This is a genomic window from Tabrizicola caldifontis (assembly GCF_004762095.1).
In the GTDB taxonomy this organism is placed as follows: Bacteria; Pseudomonadota; Alphaproteobacteria; order Rhodobacterales; family Rhodobacteraceae; genus Tabrizicola; species Tabrizicola caldifontis.
On record NZ_SIJH01000001.1, the window covers coordinates 270785 to 291121 of the forward strand.

The window sequence follows — 20337 nt, forward strand, 5'->3', positions numbered from 1 at the left end:
TCGTTATAATGACGAAAACGACGGCAGATTGAATGGACGAACTCGATCGCAATATCATCGCACTGCTGGGGGCCGACGCGCGCATGTCGGTGGCCACACTCTCGCGCCGGCTGAAGGTCGCGCGATCGACCATCCAGGCCCGGCTGGAGCGGCTGGAGACCAGCGGGGTCATTGCAGGCTATACGCTGAAACTGGGGGAAGGCACGCGCGAGGAGCGGCTGCGAGCTTCTGTCCTCTTGACGATCGAGCCGCGCAGCCAGGCCGCCGTGCTGACCCGCCTCAAGTCCATCCCCGAGATCGAGCGGGTCTTCACCACCAGCGGACGCTTCGACTTTCTCGTGCAGGTCGCCTGCCCCAACACCCAGGTACTGGATCAGGTCCTCGACCAGATCGGCGCAATGACCGGGGTCCGCGCATCCGAAAGCCTGATCCACCTGTCCACCAAGATCGACCGTGCGGTGTGAGCCGCCAGGAACCGGGGAGGCCCGGTATTTTCGTGCGGATAGCTTGTCACCTCGTCCGGCACGAACGCACCGAACAGCACTTGCCAATGCGAGTGCCGCTCGCTCCAGCCATTGATGGTATCAAGGCACATCGCAACCTTTCCGTCCTCGGCTTCAGCCAGGATCAGGGCGGGCCGCATCATCACCATGTCCATGTCGAGAAACAGGAACCGGTCCGCACCCGAAATTGCACCAGACCGGCCAGCTCTGCTTTCGTATCAAGGCATTGCGCATGGCGAGGGTAACAGCCAAGGCATGGGGAACGTAGCGCCCGGCACCGCCCCCTGCAATGACGTTCAGGGGCAGACGCCTCTTCAAATTACCGCAGCATCAGCCGCAATCCGTACCCGCCCGGTCCACCCGATTGACCGTGGCGACAATAGTTAGCCCCGCCTCGGGCGCATGGAAAAGCGTGGCGCCGGTTGGCCGGAATGGCCGTAAAGCGCGGCAAAGCGGCGGAAAGGGGCAGCCCGCGCGGCCGGGCAAGGCGCATGCCTGCCTCGCCGCACGTCACCGGAAAGAAGACCGGCCGGAAGGGCGTGCGGGTGAGTCCGCCCACCGGCCCGAACGCCCCTGACCAGATCGCCCGCAGAAACACCAGCCCCTTGCGGGTCGTCGTCACCAGGCCGCCATCGCCCCGGAAACCGGCCATGGCCGGCAGTATGGCGACGAACGCCTTTCGATGGCGCAGAGGCGCCGGGCGCGTGACGGCAAATCGCATGCAGACAAGGCCCGCGCGGATCGCCCGGTCGCGCGGATCGCTGGCGCCTGCATCTGCATCGTCAAGGGTCGCCTGTAACCGCCGGAATCCTTCCGCCGCCAGCGCCGTCAAAAGCCCCCGAACATCGCCGAAGTGGTGCGCGGGGACCGCACGGTTGACGCCGGCCCGCTTGGCCACCGAGCACGGCGAGAAGCTTTCGAGGTCAGCTCTGCCCCACCGGCAGCCATAAGCGCAGCCCGCAGAGCACCGTGATGATATCCCGCGCGGCAAGCTTGGGAAGGTTCGGAGGTGGCAGTCATTCCGTGCTGGTAAAAGCCGTCTGCCGCCGCGTCACAGGAAGGCTGGCAGCAACAAGTGGCTGACGGGGAGGCCTCGGAAGGGGCATCCGGCAGATGCCCCCTTGACCTCAGCGGTCGGGTGCAGCCCCGCCCCGGTCAACCGCCCTTGTGTCTTTCCCTTCGGCGCGGGGCACGCTAGAACCCGCGCGGATCAGGGGGAACGCGCATGCCGATGGAAAAGACCTTCAACGCCGCCGAGGCCGAAGCCCGTATCTCGAAACTCTGGCTCGATGCCGGCGCCTTCCGCGCGGGGGCCAATGCGAAACCCGGCGCGCCCGCGTTTTCCGTCATGATCCCGCCGCCGAACGTGACCGGCTCGTTGCACATGGGCCATGCGTTCAACAACACCCTGCAGGACATCCTGACCCGCTGGCACCGTATGCGCGGGTTCGACACGCTCTGGCAGCCGGGGACCGACCATGCCGGCATCGCAACCCAGATGGTCACCGAGCGCGAAATGGCCGCGAACGGCGAACCAACCCGCCGCGAGATGGGACGCGAGAAATTCGTTGCAAGGGTCTGGGAACAGAAGAAGAAATCTCGCGGGACCATCATCGGTCAGTTGCAGCGTCTGGGCTGTTCCTGCGACTGGGATCGCGAAGCCTTCACCATGTCAGGCGCCCCCGGCGCGCCTGAGGGCGAGGAAGGCAACTTCCACGATGCCGTCATCAAGGTGTTCGTGGACATGTATCGCAAGGGCCTGATCTACCGCGGCAAGCGGCTGGTGAACTGGGATCCGCATTTCGAGACGGCGATTTCCGATCTCGAGGTCGAGAACATCGAGGTGCCCGGCCACATGTGGCACTTCAAGTACCCGCTGGCCGGGGGCGAAACCTATGAATATGTCGAGAAGGACGCCGAAGGCAACGTGACCTTCCGTGAGGTCCGGGATTACATTTCCATCGCGACCACCCGGCCGGAAACGATGCTTGGTGATGGCGCGGTTGCGGTTCACCCATCGGATGAACGCTATGCGCCAATTATCGGTAAGTTCTGTGAAATTCCTGTCGGTCCGAAGGAACATCGCCGCCTGATCCCCATCATCGCCGACGAATACCCCGACCCCACCTTCGGGTCAGGCGCCGTAAAGATCACCGGCGCGCACGATTTCAACGACTATGCCGTGGCAAGGCGCGCGGGCATCCCCTGCTACCGACTGATGGACACCCGCGCCCGGATGCGCGACGACGGCATGCCCTATGCCGAGGCGGCCGCCATCGCCATGGCCGTCGCCAGGGGCGAGACCACCCTGACCGAAGCGGAAGTTGACACAATCAACCTTGTCCCCGACGACCTCCGCGGCCTTGACCGGTATGAGGCCCGCAAGCGCTTGGTCGAACAGATCACGGCCGAGGGCCTTGCCGTCACCGTGGTGAGGAAGAGCATCGACAAGGAAACCGGCGCCGAACACCTGGAGCGGGTGCCCTATGTGGAGTCCAAACCGATCATGCAGCCCTTCGGCGACCGCTCGAAGGTGGTGATCGAGCCCATGCTGACCGACCAGTGGTTTGTCGATACCGCGCAGATCGTCGGGCCCGCGCTGGATGCGGTGCGGACGGGCCGGACCAAGATCATCCCGCAAAGCGGCGAAAAGACCTATTACCACTGGCTGGAGAACATCGAGCCGTGGTGCATTTCGCGCCAGCTCTGGTGGGGTCACCAGATCCCGGTCTGGTACGGGCTCGACCTTGCCGCCCCGGATTTTGCCGACGACGAAGGCGACGGCGCGCTCGACCCGGTCGAGATGCTGCGCCTGCTGGGCGATGGCGGCTATGTCACGCGCGACGCACGCTTCCATTGCGCCGCCGACTTCGCCGGGGTCGCGGAACGCTTCCGCGACGACCTTGCCGCCCTGCCGGTGCCGCTGAATGCCGCCCGCGTCGTGGAAGTCGCCGACCGCGCCGCCGCGGTGGACATGCTGGCCGCCGCGCTTGCCGAATACGAGACGACGCAGGATCCGACCCGGCTGATCTATCCCGTGTGGCGCGACCCGGACGTGCTGGACACCTGGTTTTCTTCGGGCCTCTGGCCGATCGGCACGCTGGGCTGGCCGGAAGACACGCCGGAGCTGAAGAAATACTTCCCCACCTCGGTCCTGGTGACGGGCCAGGACATCCTGTTCTTCTGGGTCGCCCGGATGATGATGATGCAGCTTGCGGTGGTGAACGACATCCCGTTCCGCACCGTCTATCTGCATGGCCTTGTCCGCGACGCCAAGGGCAAGAAGATGTCGAAGTCGCTGGGCAACGTCATCGACCCGCTCGAGATCATCGACGAATACGGCGCCGACGCACTGCGGTTCGCCAATGCGGCGATGGCCAGCCTTGGGGGCGTGCTGAAGCTCGATACCCAGCGCATCGCCGGCTACCGCAACTTCGGCACCAAGCTCTGGAACGCCTGCCGCTTTGCCGAGATGAACGGGGTCTGGGAAGGCCACGAGACCGGCCCCGCTCCGCAACCGAAGGCCACCGCCAACCGCTGGATCATCGGCGAAACCGCCCGCACCCTGACCGAGGTGAACGAGGCGCTGGAAAACTTCCGCTTCGACCAGGCGGCGGACGCGCTTTACAAGTTCGTCTGGGGCAAGGTCTGCGACTGGTACGTCGAATTCGCGAAGCCGCTGTTCGACGGTCCTGATGCCGCCGAAACCCGTGCCACCATGGCCTGGGTGCTGGACCAGTCGATGATCCTGCTGCACCCCTTCATGCCCTTCATCACCGAAGAGCTCTGGGGCACCACCGGCAAACGGGAGAAACTCCTTGTCCACACCGATTGGCCGGACCTTCCCGTAACCCTGATCGACCGCGACGCCGAACGCGAAATGACCTTCGTAACCACGCTGATCGACGACATCCGCTCGGCCCGGGCGCAGGTGCATGTGCCGGTGGGACTGAAGGCCGATCTCGTGGCCACTTCGCTGACCGACGAGGCGCGGGCCGCCTTCCAGCGGAACGAGGCGCTGATCAAGCGCCTCGCCCGTGTGGACAGCATCACAGAGGGCGCAGCGCCGAAGGGGTCGATCGCCGTGACGGCGGAAGGCGCGGCCTTCGCCATTCCGCTGGAAGGCCTTATCGACATCACCGAAGAAAAATCCCGCCTGCAGAAGGCGCTGGACAAGCTGACAAAGGAAATCGCCGGGCTGAAGGGCAGGCTCGACAACCCGAACTTCGTCAAGTCCGCCCCCGAGGACGTGGTGATGGAGGCACAGGCGAACCTCGAGGCCCGGCAAGACGAAGCCCGGAAGATCACTGAAGCGCTGAAACGGCTCGCTGACCTGTCCTGATCTTCCTCTCTGGAAAAATATCCTGCGGGGGGTGAGCCCCGGACTTGCTCCGGGGCAAAGGGGGCGCAAAGCCCCCTTGTCTGCAGCATCAGCCGGACGCATCTTCAGGTAGAAAGACGTGCAGTCATGTCCTGGCTCTCTCGCCTGGCCGAACGCCAGATCCAGAAGGCCCGCTTGCAGGGCCAGCTTCGGAACCTCGAAGGCGAAGGCAAGCCGCTGCCCGACCGGCCGGGCGATGTCTACGTCTCGCCTGGCGACGCGGCGGGCTTCCGCATCATGGCACAGACCGGCGTCCTGCCCGAGGAGATCGTGCTGAAGAAGCACGTCGCCGCCCAGCGCGCACTGCTGGCAGGACTGACCGACGAAACAGCGCGCAAGGCTTCAATGGCAGAGCTTGCCCGGCTGGAGATGTTGCAAGCAATCGCGGAAGAGTCGCGACGGAAGTTCCTGCGCTGAGGCTTGCGCGCGGCACCCGAGCCGTGTCAGCCTCTGCGCCATGAACCGCTTTCTCACCCCCCATGCCGCCGCCCTGCCCTCTACCGTCCCCTTCACCGGTCCCGAGGCGCTGGAGCGGCGAAGCGGCATCTCCTTCCGCGCGCGGCTTGGGGCGAACGAGAGCCTCTTCGGCCCTTCGCCCCGGGCCGTCGCGGCAATGCAGGCAGCGGCGCGCGACGCCTGGATGTATGGCGATCCTGAAAACCACGATCTGAAACAGGCTATTGCCGCGCATCACGGCATTACGCCCGCGCACGTTGCCGTCGGCCCCGGCATCGACGGCCTGCTGGGCCTGATCTGCCGTCTTACGCTGGCCCCGGGCACTGCGGTCGTGACCAGCCTTGGCGCCTATCCCACCTTCAACTTCCATGTCGCTGGCTACGGCGGGGTGCTGACGCGCGTGCCCTACCGGGGCGATCATGAAGATCCAGATGCCCTGCTGACTGCCGCCCGGTCCACTGCGGCGCGGCTGATCTATCTGGCCAACCCGGACAATCCGATGGGCAGCCACCACCCCGCCGCCGTGATCGAGGACATGGTGGCGAACCTGCCCGGACACAGCCTTCTGATCCTGGACGAGGCCTATGCCGACCTCGCCCCGCCCGGCAGCGTGCCCGCCATCCCGGCAGATCATCCGCAGGTGATCCGGCTGCGCACGTTTTCAAAAGGTTATGGCTTGGCGGGCGCGCGGGTCGGCTATGCGATCACCAGTCCCGGCCTGGCTTTGGCCTTCGACAAGGTGCGCGACCATTTCGGGATAAGCCGGATCAGCCAGGCCGGCGCGCTTGCCGCGCTGGCCGACCAGGATTGGCTGCGCAGCGTTCAGGAAAGGACATTGGCCGCCCGCGCCCGCCTGTCGGCCATTGCCTGCGACAACGGGCTTGTGCCCCTGCCCTCGGCCACCAATTTCGTCACCATCGACTGCGGCCGCGACGGCGACTTTGCCCGTCGGGTGCTGGCCGAGCTTGGGGCGCTTGGCGTCTTCATCCGAATGCCGGGCGTGGCCCCGCTTGACCGCTGCATCCGCATCAGCCTGGGCGACGAACCGGCGCTGGATATGCTTGCCGAAACCCTGCCCCTGGCCCTGAAGGCCGCGGGCTGATCACTCGGCAGCCAGGCCGGATTTCGCAGGACCGACGGCCGGAGCAGCGCCAGGCAGCGGCGCCTCGGCCGGGCCCAGACGGGGCGGCGCGGCAGGCGGCTGCTCTGCGGTCAGGCGCAGCGGCGCAAGCGGGCCCGGCTCGGTTGCCAGACCGGCCGACACGCGCCGGAAGACCAGCACATTCTGGAAGGTGGTCTTTGTCCCGGTCAGACCTACCCGCTCTTCGCAGGGCAGCGCGTCGGCGCGCACATAGTCCCACCCCTCTGCCCCCATCTCGTTCATCAGCCGGGTCAGCGCATGGGCAAAGCGTTCTTCGGTGCTTTTCAGCCCGCGCGCCTTTTCGCCCCGTTTCGGCGCCGGTATGACCTTGTACTCGTAACGTTGCATCGGCTTTCTCCCGCCTCTGTCGCGGAAGTGATACGGGATTGCTCCCCGTCCCGCAAACCGCGACGGCCATCTTTCCCGCCTGACCGCGCCCTGTGGGCAACAGCCCGCCGGTCAGAGCCCCAGCTTTGCCGACACCAGCGCATTGACCGTGGCCGGGTTCGCCTTGCCGCCACTAGCCTTGATCACCTGGCCCACGAACCAACCGGCAAGCTTGGGGTTCACCTTCGCCTTGGCCACCTGGTCAGGGTTGGCAGCGATGATTTCGTCTACCGCCTTCTCGATGGCAGCGGTGTCGGTGACCTGCTTCATCCCGCGCGCCTCGACGATCTCGGCCGGGTCGCCGCCTTCGGTATAGACTATCTCGAACAGATCCTTGGCAATCTTGCCGCTGATCGTGCCGGCGGCGATCAGGTCGATGATCCCGCCCAGCTGCGCGGCCGAGACCGGGCTTTCCGCGATCTCGTGGCCTTCCTTCTTCAGCCGGCCGAACAGCTCGTTGATGACCCAGTTCGCTGCCATCTTGCCGTCGCGGCCACGAGCCACCGCGTCGAAATAGTTCGCCGCGTCGAGTTCGGCCGTCAGCACGTTCGCGTCATAGTCGGTCAGGCCGTAATCCGCCATGAACCGCGCCTTCTTGGCGTCCGGCAGTTCCGGCATCCGCGCGGCGATGTCATCGACCCAGACCTGATCCAGTTCCAGCGGCAGCAGGTCGGGGTCGGGGAAATAGCGGTAGTCATGCGCCTCTTCCTTCGACCGCATCGACCGGGTCTCGCCCTTGTCGGGGTCATAGAGCCGGGTCTCCTGCACCACCGCGCCGCCGTCCTCAAGAATGGCAATCTGGCGACGCGCCTCGTACTCGATCGCCTGCTGGATGAAGCGCATCGAGTTCATGTTCTTGATCTCGCAGCGGGTGCCGAGATGACGGTGGTCGCCGGTTTCCTGATATTTTTCGTAGGCCCCCGGCCGGCAGACCGAGACGTTCACGTCCGCCCGCAGGTTGCCGTTCTGCATGTTGCCGTCACAGGTGCCGAGATATCGCAGGATCTGGCGCAGCTTGGTCACATAGGCCGCCGCCTCCTCGGGGCCGCGGATGTCGGGGCGGCTGACGATCTCCATCAGCGCGACGCCGGTCCGGTTGAAATCGACGAACGAAAGGTTCGGGTCCATGTCGTGAATCGACTTGCCCGCGTCCTGTTCCAGGTGGATGCGCTCGATCCGCACGCGGCGGGCGATGCCGGGGCCCATCTCGACGATCACCTCGCCCTCGCCCACGATCGGGTGGTAGAGCTGGCTGATCTGGTAGCCCTGCGGCAGATCGGGGTAGAAATAGTTCTTGCGGTCGAAGGCCGAGACCAGGTTGATCTTCGCCTTCAGCCCCAGCCCGGTGCGCACCGCCTGTTCGACGCAGAATTCGTTGATAACGGGCAGCATGCCCGGCATCGCCGCATCGACGAAGGAGACGTTGGAATTCGGCTCTGCCCCGAAGGCGGTGGAAGCGCCGGAAAACAGCTTGGCGTTCGAGGACACCTGGGCGTGGATTTCCATCCCGATCACCAGTTCCCAGTCGGCCTTGGCCCCGGCGATCACCTTGGGCGCAGGCGCGGTATAGGTCAGGTCAAGCATGGCGCATCCTCACGGCTATCGTCGCGCGCCGGTCTTAGGCCGCGCGCGGCTTCTGGGCAAGGGCGTTCGGGAAGGTAAGACCGTCAGCTGCGGGGCACGCGCGTGTAAAGGCCTTGGCCGCGCCGCGCAATGCGTGCCCCGCGTTTCAGCGCCGGCCCGAACACCTCCCACAGGGCAAAGGCCAGGCTATCGGCCCGGTGTTCCCAGCGATTCAGATGCACCTCGTGAAGCCGGTTCCAGAAGATGTCGGACAGCGCCGTGCGGGCCTTGGTCAGCTGATAGTTGGCCGCGGGCCCGGCCAACCGGTAGTCGCGCACCAGTTCGGTCAGGATGTTGGCGGCGACATTCGCGCGGTGCTGGCACCCGGTCGCGGCCTGATAGTCCGCGAGGGCTTCGATGAAGAATTCAAGATCCAGCGACGGCAGAAGATCGCCCAGCCTGTCCAGCGCCGAAAGATGGAAGATCGCATAGGCCGCCTTGCCGGTGACGCCGTGGGTGATGTGGGCTGCGCGGCGTGCCTCCTTCTCGAACATGGTCAGCGAGCCATGCCAGCCCGGCAGCATGTGGATCGCATGCGTGGCATGGGCGCGGGCGTCCTCTGGGTCAAGGTCGCACCAGTCCTCGAACCAGTCGCGGCAAAGTCCGACACCCGCCTCGATCCCGCCAATGAGCTGATAGCGGGTCGCTGCCAGCAGGGGCGACATCTGCTCGATCGGGTCGAAGTCATCCAGGATCTCCTCGGCCGCGGCATAGTGAGCGGCGCTTTCGGCCCAGAGATCCTGCGACATCTGCCCGCGACCGGCGGCATCGCGCTTGGCGGCGCCAATGTCGATAAGGGCCTGCGCCAGCAGATGAGCTGCGGCATGGTCGCCCGGCGAAAGTTCGAATACCGCCTGGAAGCGGGCCAGTTCGTCACCGGCACGGGCAAAATCGTTCCGCGCCAGCGCCGCGGTCAGGGTTGACCTGACGCCTTCGCTGATCAGCGGCGCAACACGCTGCCCGCCCGAGGCCATGGTGCGGTCCTGATCGGCAAAGCGCAGCGCGTCTAGAAGATCATGCCATTCCCCTGCGTCCGCCATCGCAGCGTGGTCGTTGCGGACACATTGCCATTCGGTCGCTTCCGGGCCTTGTCCCATCACCTCGACATCAAGTCGGGCCAGAATCTCGACCGCGGTCATTCCGTCCGGCGCGAACCCGGCAGCCTTGCCGCGTGGCCGCAGCAGGTTGGCAGGATCCTGCTGATGCCGGCCGGACCGAGTTTTCACGTGCAGAAGTGACGGTGTAATCAGCATCGACTCGTTTCCGGGGCGACCCGGTGCGGTCGCATTTGTCGCAGGTTTGTCCCAGATCAGGGCGGAATGATGAAATTGCAGTGGATTTCGGATGACATGGCAAAGGGTTGCGCGGGTCTTGCGCGGCTTGGGTGCCTGTTCTTGGGATCGGTTGCATTGGCAGGTTGCGTGGGCAGTCAACCCAGGGACGAAATGTCCTTCGTCGCCCCCCCGATGCAATGGGACCACCATCCCCAGGCCGAGGAATGGACCGAATCAACCCTGATTGCGCTTTCGACCAAGGATCCAGTCCTGTCCGAGCGCGTTCCGGCCGACATCGAAACCTGGTGCCCCGGTTATGCCGAAGCCCCGGTCGAAGAACGCCGTGCCTTCTGGGCCGGGCTGATTTCAGCGGTGGCGCGCTATGAAAGCACCTGGAACCCGAAAGCTTCCGGCGGTGGCGGGCGCTGGATCGGGCTGATGCAGATCTCACCCCGGTCGGCCGCGAATTACGGCTGTGAGGCAACCTCGCCGGGTGAACTGAAGGACGGCGAAGCCAATCTGGAATGCGCGGTCGAGATCATGTCGACCCAGGTCGCAAAGGATGGCGTGGTCGCCGGCAACGGCTCGCACGGCATCGGGCGCGACTGGGCGCCGCTGCGCAGCGGCGAGAAGCGCGCCCAGATGGCGGCCTGGACACGCGAACAGCCCTACTGCAAGGCAGGCTGAGCGGCCTATCCGGCCGCCAGCATCCTTTCGACCATCTCCTGCAGGTCGCGGCTCAGGCCCGGGGCGGCGAGGATGCGGCCAAGTTCGGCCTTCGCAAGCCTCCGGCGCCTGGCATCATAGCGCGGCCAGGTCTCGAAAGCGGTGGACATGCGGGCCGCCGTCTGCGGATTAAGCGGATCCAGCCGGATCAGCCAGTCGGCCACCAGCCGGTAGCCCGCCCCCGACCGGTGGTGAAAGCCCGCGTGATTGGCCGAAAGGGCCCCGATGACCGAACGGAAGCGGTTCGGGTTCTTCCAGTCGAAATCCGGCCTTTGGGTCAGCCGGTCGGTGACGGCGGCCGCTTCGTCCGGGTCGGCATGGGAGATCTGCAGCGCAAACCACTTGTCCATCACGTTGTGGTCATGGCCCCAGCGGGCCGCAAACGCGCGCAGCTGTGGCTGCCCCTCGCCAATGTCCAGCAACGCGGACAAGGCGCCGACTTCCTCGGTCATGCTGCGCGCCTCATGGAAGGCATGGGTGGCAAGCCTGCCGCCGTCGCGCCGCGTGAGCAGGGCCAGCGCCGCCAGCCGCAATGCACGCCTCCCCGCCTGCGCCGCCGACGGGGTGAAGGGCAGCCCGTCATCCAGCCCTTCGTAAAGCCGCAGCAATCCCTCGCCCAGCCGGACCGCCAGCGCCCCGGCCATCTCGCGCCGGGCGGCGTGGATCCGCATCGGATCGGGCACCCGACCCATGGCATGGATCGTATGCGCCATGTCGTCTTCGCCCGGCAGGCGCAGGCACAGCGCCCGGAAGGCAGGATCAAGGCTGTCGTCGAAAGTCACCGCCGCCAGGGCATCCAGCCAGGCCCGCGACACGGGCGCGCCCTTCAGCACCATCTCTGCCATGACCTCCTTGGCGAGGGCACGCCCCGCCTCCCACTTGTTGAAGGGGTCGGTGTCATGCGCCAGAAGGAAGGCTCGTTCCTCGGGCGGGGCCTTCCGGTCCAGGATCACCGGTGCCGAGAAGCCACGCAGGATTGACGGGATCGGCTTTGCCGACAGCCCCTCGAACCGGAAGGACTGCTTCGCCCGCGTCATTTCCAGCATGATCGTGGGAACGACCTCGTCACCGTTGGGGTTCAGCAGGCCCACGTTGATCGGAATGACCTTTGGATCCTTCTTCGGCTGGCCCGGCGTCGGCGGGTTGGTCTGCGTGAAAGTCAGGGTATAGACGCCGTCAGACCAATCTTCGGCCACCTTCAGATGCGGCGTTCCGGCCTGGGTGTACCAGCGCTTGAACTGCGACAGATCACGCCCAGTTGCATCCTCGAACACCTTCAGCCAGTCCTCGACCGTTGCCGCCTGGCCGTCGTGGCGCTGGAAATACAGGTCCATCGCCCGCCTGTAACCCTGATCCCCAACAAGGGTTTTCAGCATGCCGATCAGCTCGGCGCCCTTCTCGTAAACCGTGGCGGTATAGAAGTTGTTGATCTCGACAAAGCTTTCCGGCCGCACCGGATGGGCAAGCGGCCCTGCATCCTCGCGGAACTGCCGGGCGCGCAGGACCACGACATCCTCGATCCGCCGCACTGCGGCTGATCGCATGTCTCCGGAAAACTGATGGTCGCGAAAGACCGTCAGGCCCTCTTTCAGGCACAGCTGGAACCAGTCGCGGCAGGTGATGCGGTTGCCGGTCCAGTTGTGAAAATATTCATGCGCGATGATCGCCTCGATCCGGGCAAAGTCGTCATCGGTCGCGGTTTCCGGGCTGGCCAGAACGTAGCGGCTGTTGAAGATGTTCAGCCCCTTGTTTTCCATCGCGCCCATGTTGAAATCGTCCACGGCGACGATGTTGAACACGTCCAGGTCGTATTCGCGGCCATAGACATCTTCGTCCCACTTCATGCTGCGGATCAGGCTGTCCATCGCAAAGGCGCACCGATCCTCGTCGCCTGGGCGGACCCAGATGTTCAGATCGACCGCCCTTCCCGAGGCCGTGGTGAACCGTTCCGAATGGGCACGCAGGTTGCCTGCGACCAATGCGAACAGATACGAGGGCTTGGGCCAAGGGTCATCCCATTCGGCCCACCCCTCTCCCATTCCCACCGGGTTGCCGTTCGACAACAGCACCGGAAGATCGGCCTCGATCCGCACCCGGAAACGGGCCATCACGTCCGGCCGGTCAGGGTAATAGGTGATCTTGCGGAAACCCTCGGCCTCGCACTGGGTGCAATACATGCCTTTCGACATGTAAAGCCCCTCCAGTGCCGTGTTCCCCTCGGGCGCGATCTCGACCTCGGTCTCCAGCGTGAAGGGCCCCTCGGGCAGATCGCTTGCAGCTATCGTCATGCCCGCGGCATCCAGTTTCGGTGCCAGCTTCCTCCCGTTCAGCGCACAGGAGATCAGCTTCAGCCCCTCGCCATCAAGTCGCAGGTCATGCCGGCCCGGTCGGTCCGGGTTCGGGCGAAAGCCGATCTTCGCGGTGACCCGCGTCGCCGCCGGATCCAGACGGAAGGTCAGATCCACCTGATCGACGCAATGGGTAAAGGGCTGGTAATCGGAAAGATGAACGGCGTTCTGGCTGTCTGACATGCGGGACTCCCTTGCCTGCCAAGCTAAGCCCTTGTGCGGCAAGCGCAAGGTCACGGATCGGAACAGTCTTTTGCGGCTTTACGAATCCCCTGACGCGGCTACATCTATGTTCCATGAATGTTCTAGTCTGGCTGAAACGCGACCTGCGCCTTGCCGACCACCCGGCGCTGACACTGGCGGCCGGGATCGGCCCGGTCCTGCCGGTCCATGTCGTCGAACCCTCGGTCTGGTCCGGGCCGGATGCCTCGGCACGGCAGTGGGCTTTTGTCGCAGAATGCCTCGAGGAGTTGGGGGCGGATCTCGCGGCCCTCGGCCTTCCCCTGGTCGTCCGCGTCGGTGAGGCGGTCGAGGTGCTCGCCCGCCTCTGCCGTCAGCACCGCATCGGCTGCATCATCAGCCATGAAGAGACGGGCAACCTGGCGACCTACGCCTGCGACCGTGCCGTGGCTGCCTGGGCCAAGGGCAGCGGCATCCGCTGGACCGAACTGCCGCAATCGGGCGTGGTTCGACGCCTTGCCAGCCGCGACGGTTGGGCCGCCGCGCGCGACGGCTTCATGGCCGCGCCGCTGCTTCCCGTCCCGGCCATGGCGGCCGTTCCCGGGGTTGAACCGGGGCAGATTCCCACCGCCCGCAGCCTGAAGCTGCCTGATGACCCCTGCCCCCACCGCCAGCTTGGCGGGCGGCAGCGCGGCCTCGACCTGCTTGACAGCTTCCTGACGCGGCGGGGCGAACCCTACCGCAGCGCCATGTCCTCGCCCCTTTCGGCCGAGCGCGCCTGCTCGCGCCTGTCGGCGCATCTGGCCTGGGGCACCCTTTCCGTGCGCGAGGTCGTGCAGGCCGCCGCTGCCCGGCAGGCGGGTCGCCCCGGTGGGCGTTGGGGGGGCGCGCTCGCCAGCTTCCAGTCCCGCCTCGCCTGGCGCGACCATTTCATCCAGAAGCTAGAGGATCAGCCATCGATCGAGACGCAGGATCTTCACCCCCTGGCCATCCCGCGCCCCCGCGACAGCGACCCAGTGCGCCTTGCGGCCTGGGCCACGGGCGAAACGGGCCTGCCCTTCCTCGATGCCTGCCTGCGCTACCTGCGCGCCACCGGCTGGCTGAACTTCCGCATGCGGGCGATGGTGACCTCGGTCGCCTCCTATCACCTCTGGCTCGACTGGCGCGTGACGGGGCAGCATCTTGCCCGACAGTTCACCGACTACGAACCCGGCATCCACTGGCCGCAGGTTCAGATGCAGTCCGGCACCACCGGCATCAACATTCCCCGCATCTACAACCCCGTGAAACAGGGGAAGGATCAGGATCCGACCGGCGCCTTCATCCGCGCCTGGGTGCCGGAACTGGCCCCGGTACCGGATGTCTTCCTGCACGAACCCTGGAAATGGCCCGAGGCGAGGCGCCTGCTGTTCCGGCGCTACCCCGAGCCGATCATCGACATTGCCACCGCCGCCCGCACAGCGCGCGAGGCGATCTGGTCGGCACGCAAGACCCCCGCCTTTGCCGCGCAGGCGGCCCGGATCGTCCAGCGGCATGCCAGCCGCGCAGACCCGCGCTTCGTCAACGACCGGACCCCGCGGCGGCAATCGCATGCGGCGCAACTTACACTGGATCTGTGACCGGTTCCTGCGGCGGGCCGGGAAAGCGCCGCCCCTCCCGCCCTGACGGGGAGGGGATGGGGGTGCTGGACAGGCCGGATCGCCTGGCCGGACGCCGCGCATAAGGGGGAGAATACCGTTCGATCCCGGCGCACAGAGACGAAGCGAAGAGGACGGGAACATGGGGGGCAAGACCGTGAAACCGTACGATGAGGTCAGGATCTGCGCCTGGTTGGCGGGCCCATGCCGGGCAACGCAGATCCCTTGCCTCAGGCGGGCTGCCAGGTGGCGTTCGCGCAGCCCTGCGCCCAAGACAGGACACCGGGCCAGGAACGGAAAGGGGATACCATGCCGCGCGGGGTGAAAAAGGCCGACCTGCCGCAAAAGACCTGCGCAACCTGCGGCAAGCCCTTCACCTGGCGCAAGAAATGGGAAAAGGCTTGGGAAGAGGTCCGCTATTGCTCTGACAGATGCCGGGCCGGCAAAGCCGCCGCGAAGCTTCCTCGGCCCTGACCGGCCTTCACCTTCAGACGCCAGGCATGCAGCAGGGGCTCGGTGTAGCCGGAAGGCTGCTCTCGCCCCTTGAACACCAGATCGCAAGCCGCTTGGAAGGCGGCCCCGTCGAACCCCGGCGCCATGGGGCGATAGGCCGGGTCGCCAGCGTTCTGTCGGTCCACCACGGCGGCCATCTTGCGCATCGCTTCCATCACCTCCTGGCCCGTCACCACCCCGTGATGCAGCCAGTTGGCAATGTGCTGGGCCGAAATCCGGCAGGTTGCACGATCCTCCATCAGGCCGACGTCGTTGATGTCGGGCACCTTGGAACAACCGATCCCCTGGTCGATCCAGCGCACCACATAGCCCAGAATGCCCTGCGCGTTGTTTTCGACCTCACGGCGAACCTGATCCGGCGTCCACGCCCGGAAGCTGGCCAGGGGAATGTCGAGGATGCCATCGACATGGGCCCGCCGGCCGCCTTTGGCCAGCCGCGCCTGCACCGCCAGAACATCGACCTTGTGATAGTGCAGCGCGTGCAGCGTCGCCGCCGTGGGCGATGGCACCCAGGCCGTGCTGGCCCCCGCGCGGGGATGGGCGATCTTCTCGTCCAGCATTGCCGCCATCATGTCGGGCATTGCCCACATGCCCTTGCCGATCTGGGCGCGCCCCGACAGCCCGCATTCCAGCCCGATATCGACGTTCAGATTTTCGTAGGCGGTGATCCAGGCCTTCCGCTTGATGAAATCCTTCCGGCTGAAGGGCCCGGCCTCCATGCTGGTATGGATCTCGTCCCCCGTCCGGTCGAGGAAGCCCGTGTTGATGAAGGCGACCCGTGCCTTCGCTGCCCGGATGCATTCCTTGAGGTTGACCGAGGTCCGCCGCTCCTCGTCCATGATCCCGAGCTTCACCGTGTTGCGGGGCAGGCCGAGGATGTCCTCGACCCGCGCCATCACCGCGTCGGCGAAGGCCACTTCCTCGGGGCCGTGCATCTTGGGCTTCACCACATAGACCGACCCCGTGACCGAATTGCGCATCCCTTCGGCCTTCTGCAGATCGTGCATCGCGATCGCTACCGTAACCATCGCGTCCAGAAGCCCCTCGGGCACTTCTGACCCGTCGGGCAAGAGGATCGCCGGGTTGGTCATCAGGTGGCCCACGTTCCTTACCCACATCAGCGCCCGCCCCTTCAGCGTGAAGGGGCTGCCATTGGGGTCCAGATATTCGCGGTCAGGGTGCAATCGGCGCTCGACCCTGCGGCCCGCCTTTTCGAAGGTTTCGGACAGGGTGCCGCGCATCAGCCCCAGCCAGTTGCGATAGGCCACCACCTTGTCCTCGGCATCGACGCAGGCGACGGAATCCTCGCAGTCCATGATCGCGGTCAGCGCGCTTTCCAGCTGGACATCGGCCAGAAGCGCCTGGTCGCGGCTGCCGATGGGATGAGCACGGTCGAACACCAGTTCGACATGCAGCCCGTGGTTGCGCAGAAGGACGGCATCAGGCGCCTTCGGATTGCCGCGGTAGCCGGCGAATTTTTCGGGGCTGACCAGCGGCAGGTCATCCACCAGAAGCTGGCCGTCCTTCACGAAATAGCGGCGCACATCCGCGTGGCTTGCCCCGGCGATCGGGAAGGCCTCGTCAAGGAACACCCGCGCCCGCGCCACGACCCGGGCGCCGCGGCCGCGGTCATACCCCCCGGTGGGCGGCGGGCTGCCCATCGCGTCGGTGCCGTAAAGGCAGTCATACAGGCTGCCCCAGCGCGCGTTGGCCGCGTTCAGGGCATAGCGGGCATTGGTGATCGGCACCACCAGCTGCGGGCCGGGGATCCGTGCGATCTCGGGATCGACGTTCGTCGTTTCGATGGTGAAATCGGGGCCTTCCGGCAAGAGATAGCCGATTTCGGACAGAAAGGCCTTGTAGGCGGCATGGTCATGCGGCTGGCCACGACGCGCCACGTGCCAGGCGTCGATGAGTGCCTGCAGCTCGTCGCGCTTGGCCAGCAGAGCACGGTTGCGCGGAGCGAAATCGCGCAACAGTTCCGCGAATCCTTCCCAGAAGACCGATGGGGCAATTCCGGTGCCGGGCAGAGCCTCGTCCGTGATGAAACGGTCAAGCGTCGCATCGACCTGAAGCCCGAAGCGTTCCCTGCGGTCTGGCATCCACTATCCTCCGATGATCGCGGGAAGGATAGGACAAGGCCGGCCGCAACGGCAAGGAACGGCGAGATGCCGACTTTCCACATTCGGGGGAAGAAGTTTCGGGCAATGCAGAAAAGACTGACGGCTTGACAGATTGCCGGATCGAATGCCCGCCAAAGCCGGCGCCGCATGGCCGGCCGCGTTCCACAGCGTGCCCCGCCCCTCAAGCCGTTGTGGGCAGGCTAGCCGATATCCAGCGAAATCGCATGGATGCGACTGTTCAGGTCGCCCAGTGCCCTCTGAACCGCACGATGCCGGTTGACCCGGCTCATCGCCGCCAGGGCAGGCGCACGGATCACGATGCGGAAGTGGCTTTCGCCCGAACCGTCGTCGCCGGCATGGCCCGCGTGACGATGGCTTTCGTTCACGATTTCCAGCACCGAGGGGCTGAAGGCCGCCATCAGCCGCCTTTCGATCTCGTCCTTCACCGCCATGTCAGCGTCACCCCCCTTCAATCCGCCGGTAAAATCCCTAAACTCGTGGCCCCGAGTCGGAAAGGCCCCCTTCGCATGACCAACCGCCCGCCCTTCGATTTCGATATCCGCGTCTCGGCGGACAAGAAGCGCAAGAAGGCGGGCCGTCGCGGCATGTCTGGTGCCTTCGACACGGTCGACCGTCCCTGCGATTATCCGGGCTGCAAGGAGAAGGGTGCATACAGGGCCCCCAAGTCACCCGAGCTGCTGGACGAATATTTCTGGTTCTGCAAGGACCACATCCGCGAATACAATCTGAAATGGAACTTCTTCCAGGGAACCACGGACGAGGAATTCCAGAAGTTCCTTGACAAGAACCGCGTCTGGGAGCGGGAGACCAAGCCCTTCAGCCGTCTTGGCGACGGCAATGCCTGGGCGCGGCTGGGGGTGGACGACCCCATGGCGCTTCTGGGCGAGAAGGCGACACAGAACCCCGGTCGGGTCGCGCCGACAGCAACGCGCAAGCTGCCACCGACGGAACGGAAGGCAATCGAGATCCTCGATGCGCGCGACACGATGACGAAGACCGAAATCCGCAAGGTGTACAAGGGGTTGATCAAGATCCTGCACCCCGACATGAATGGCGGCGACCGCAGCCACGAGGAACAGTTGCAGGAAGTCGTCTGGGCATGGGAACAGCTTAAGGACAGCCGGTATTTCCGGGATTGACGTCGGGCGGCTCCTGCCTTCCCCTTGAACCCCCTCGCGATATGTTCCAAGGATGACGGGCCACGCGCAATGGGGCGCGGGCGGCTACCAGGGACGCAGGCGATGCTGGATCAGGCGATGAAACCGACCGAGGAGATTTCGGTCCGCGAGATGTTCGGGATCGACACCGACATGCGCGTCAAGGGATTTGCCGAGCGAACCGACCGCGTGCCCGAAATCGACCCGACCTACAAGTTCCATCCCGATACCACGCTCGCGATCCTTGCGGGCTTTGCCTATAACCGCCGGGTGATGATCCAGGGCTATCACGGCACCGGGAAATCGACCCACATCGAGCAGGTGGCCGCGCGGCTGAACTGGCCCTGTGTGCGGGTGAACCTCGACAGCCACATCAGCCGGATCGACCTGATCGGCAAGGATGCGATCAAGCTGCGCGACGGCAAGCAGGTGACCGAGTTCCACGAGGGGATCCTGCCCTGGGCGCTGCGTAACCCGGTGGCCATCGTCTTCGACGAATACGACGCGGGGCGCGCGGACGTGATGTTCGTCATTCAGCGCGTGCTGGAACATGACGGTAAGCTCACGCTTCTGGACCAGAACGAGATCATCACGCCGAACCCCTATTTCCGTCTGTTCGCGACCGCGAACACCGTGGGGCTTGGCGACACGACCGGGCTTTACCACGGCGTCCAACAGATCAACCAGGCGCAGATGGACAGATGGTCACTGGTCGCAACACTGAACTATCTGTCTCACGACGCAGAGGCTGCGATCATCCTGGCCAAGAACCCGCATTACAACACCGAAAAGGGCCGCAAGACGATCAGCCAGATGGTGACGGTCGCGGACCTGACGCGGACGGCCTTTATGAACGGCGACCTGTCCACGGTGATGAGCCCCCGGACGGTGCTGAACTGGGCGCAGAACGCCGAGATCTTCCGCAACGTGGGCTATGCCTTCCGCCTGACCTTCCTGAACAAGTGCGACGAGCTGGAACGGCAGACGGTGGCCGAGTTCTACCAGCGCTGCTTCAACGAGGAACTGCCGGAAAGCGCCGCCAGCATGGCGATGCGGTAACACCCCGAATGGAAGCGGCCAGAGCCGGAGGCTCTGGCCGTGCGGAGTCCCGTTTCGGGATGGGATCAGGCCGCCTTGGCGGGTTCTGCCCTTGCGGCCATCGTGGCGCGCGCCCACCAGACCACATCATCCAGCATCGCCTTGGCGGCCGGGGCGATCGTGGCCTCGATGTCGGCCAGGTTGCCCGAACCGCCGAAGCCCGAATGCACCTTGAAGAAGTCGCTGCCACCGATGCGGACGTTGTTGCGGGTGGGAACCATCTGCAACTCCACCCCGATGTTCTGCAGGTGGCCCAGCGCGTTCGCCGCGCCCATCGAACCATAGCCGATCGCGCCGAAGGGCTTGCGCGCCCATTCCACATAGGCCTGATCGAGCGCGTTCTTCAGCGCCCCGGTGATCGAGCGGTTGTATTCGGCGACGACGAAGATGTAGCCGTCGAACTCGCCGATCTTCTTCTGCCATTTCTGTGCAACAGGGTTCTGGCTGGGTGCCCATGCGTTCGAGGCGACCTCGTCGAAGAAGGGCAGCGGATAGTCGCGCAGATCGACGACTTCGACCTCCATGTCGCCGCGCGCCTCGGCCTGGGCCTTGATCCAGGCGGTGGGCACATCGGCGAAACGGGTCGGGCGGGTGGACGAGACGATGATCGCGATCTTGGGCTTGTTGGCCATTGCTCAGCTTCCTTGCAAGGTTGAATGCGGTACCTCGTTATCTGGCGACCGGACCAGCCATGCCAACTCCGCAGCGCCGCGCCGCTTTTGTGCAAGGGCGCACGATGACGGCGCCAGGGGGCGAACTGGGCTCTGGC

The 20337-nt window shown here is 65.3% G+C and carries 16 protein-coding genes; 9 read left to right on the forward strand and 7 right to left on the reverse strand.

Features of this window, described 5'->3' with window-relative positions; translation table 11 throughout:
* Positions 1-32: 32 nt before the first annotated feature.
* The 4 genes from EYB42_RS01280 (at position 33) to EYB42_RS01300 (ending at position 6442) form a co-directional block, all read left to right on the forward strand.
* Positions 33-464, forward strand: a complete 432-nt coding sequence (locus EYB42_RS01280; protein WP_135447315.1) for an Lrp/AsnC family transcriptional regulator — start codon at positions 33-35, stop codon at positions 462-464.
* A gap of 1264 nt (positions 465-1728) precedes the next feature.
* Positions 1729-4845 carry a valine--tRNA ligase gene (locus EYB42_RS01290; protein WP_135447317.1) on the forward strand — a complete coding sequence of 1039 codons (3117 nt, stop codon included), beginning with the start codon at positions 1729-1731 and terminating at the stop codon, positions 4843-4845.
* Positions 4846-4971: 126 nt separating this feature from the next.
* Positions 4972-5301 carry a DnaJ family domain-containing protein gene (locus EYB42_RS01295; protein ID WP_135447319.1) on the forward strand — a complete coding sequence of 110 codons (330 nt, stop codon included), beginning with the start codon at positions 4972-4974 and terminating at the stop codon, positions 5299-5301.
* A 40-nt stretch (positions 5302-5341) separates the two neighbouring features.
* Positions 5342-6442, forward strand: a complete 1101-nt coding sequence (locus tag EYB42_RS01300; protein WP_135447321.1) for a pyridoxal phosphate-dependent aminotransferase — start codon at positions 5342-5344, stop codon at positions 6440-6442.
* Here the strand turns inward: EYB42_RS01300 and EYB42_RS01305 are convergent, their stop codons facing one another.
* The 3 genes from EYB42_RS01305 to EYB42_RS01315 all read right to left on the reverse strand — a co-directional run bounded on the left by EYB42_RS01305 (position 6443) and on the right by EYB42_RS01315 (position 9630).
* Positions 6443-6829 (reverse strand): DUF4177 domain-containing protein, encoded by a 387-nt coding sequence (locus EYB42_RS01305; RefSeq protein WP_135447324.1) that lies wholly within the window; start codon positions 6827-6829, stop codon positions 6443-6445.
* Positions 6830-6940: 111 nt separating this feature from the next.
* Positions 6941-8452 carry an Asp-tRNA(Asn)/Glu-tRNA(Gln) amidotransferase subunit GatB gene (gene gatB / locus EYB42_RS01310; RefSeq protein ID WP_135447326.1) on the reverse strand — a complete coding sequence of 504 codons (1512 nt, stop codon included), beginning with the start codon at positions 8450-8452 and terminating at the stop codon, positions 6941-6943.
* Between the two features lie 83 nt (positions 8453-8535).
* The gene (locus EYB42_RS01315) at positions 8536-9630 is read right to left on the reverse strand and encodes a hypothetical protein (protein WP_135447328.1); all 1095 of its coding nucleotides are present in this window, start codon (positions 9628-9630) and stop codon (positions 8536-8538) included.
* A 306-nt stretch (positions 9631-9936) separates the two neighbouring features.
* Between EYB42_RS01315 and EYB42_RS01320 the strand changes: the two genes are divergently transcribed.
* Positions 9937-10452 carry a transglycosylase SLT domain-containing protein gene (locus tag EYB42_RS01320; RefSeq protein WP_240783915.1) on the forward strand — a complete coding sequence of 172 codons (516 nt, stop codon included), beginning with the start codon at positions 9937-9939 and terminating at the stop codon, positions 10450-10452.
* A gap of 5 nt (positions 10453-10457) precedes the next feature.
* On the opposite strand, the gene pepN is transcribed toward EYB42_RS01320, so the two are convergent.
* Positions 10458-13022, reverse strand: a complete 2565-nt coding sequence (pepN, locus tag EYB42_RS01325) for an aminopeptidase N (protein WP_135447330.1) — start codon at positions 13020-13022, stop codon at positions 10458-10460.
* A 113-nt stretch (positions 13023-13135) separates the two neighbouring features.
* Here pepN and EYB42_RS01330 point away from each other — a divergent pair, with 113 nt between their 5' ends.
* Complete coding sequence (locus EYB42_RS01330; RefSeq protein WP_135447332.1) at positions 13136-14638, forward strand: FAD-binding domain-containing protein; 1503 nt, start codon at positions 13136-13138, stop codon at positions 14636-14638.
* A gap of 327 nt (positions 14639-14965) precedes the next feature.
* Positions 14966-15130 carry a DUF2256 domain-containing protein gene (locus EYB42_RS01335; RefSeq protein ID WP_135447336.1) on the forward strand — a complete coding sequence of 55 codons (165 nt, stop codon included), beginning with the start codon at positions 14966-14968 and terminating at the stop codon, positions 15128-15130.
* Here EYB42_RS01335 and EYB42_RS01340 read toward each other — a convergent pair.
* Positions 15073-17271, reverse strand: coding sequence for a malate synthase G (locus tag EYB42_RS01340; RefSeq protein ID WP_135447338.1), 2199 nt, complete (start codon positions 17269-17271; stop codon positions 15073-15075). The two genes, EYB42_RS01335 and EYB42_RS01340, sit on opposite strands and share 58 nt — an antisense overlap.
* 221 nt (positions 17272-17492) lie before the next feature.
* Positions 17493-17744 (reverse strand): BolA family protein, encoded by a 252-nt coding sequence (locus EYB42_RS01345; RefSeq protein ID WP_135447340.1) that lies wholly within the window; start codon positions 17742-17744, stop codon positions 17493-17495.
* A gap of 75 nt (positions 17745-17819) precedes the next feature.
* On the opposite strand from EYB42_RS01345, the gene EYB42_RS01350 reads away from it, so the two are divergent.
* Positions 17820-18452 carry a DnaJ domain-containing protein gene (locus tag EYB42_RS01350; RefSeq protein ID WP_135447342.1) on the forward strand — a complete coding sequence of 211 codons (633 nt, stop codon included), beginning with the start codon at positions 17820-17822 and terminating at the stop codon, positions 18450-18452.
* Between the two features lie 102 nt (positions 18453-18554).
* Positions 18555-19529: a cobaltochelatase subunit CobS gene (gene cobS / locus EYB42_RS01355; RefSeq protein ID WP_167850875.1), complete on the forward strand. Its 975-nt coding sequence runs from the start codon at positions 18555-18557 to the stop codon at positions 19527-19529.
* 65 nt (positions 19530-19594) lie between these two features.
* Here the strand turns inward: cobS and EYB42_RS01360 are convergent, their stop codons facing one another.
* A complete protein-coding gene (locus EYB42_RS01360) occupies positions 19595-20200 on the reverse strand; it encodes an NADPH-dependent FMN reductase (protein ID WP_135447344.1) in 606 nt (201 codons plus the stop codon).
* Between the last annotated feature and the right edge of the window lie 137 nt (positions 20201-20337).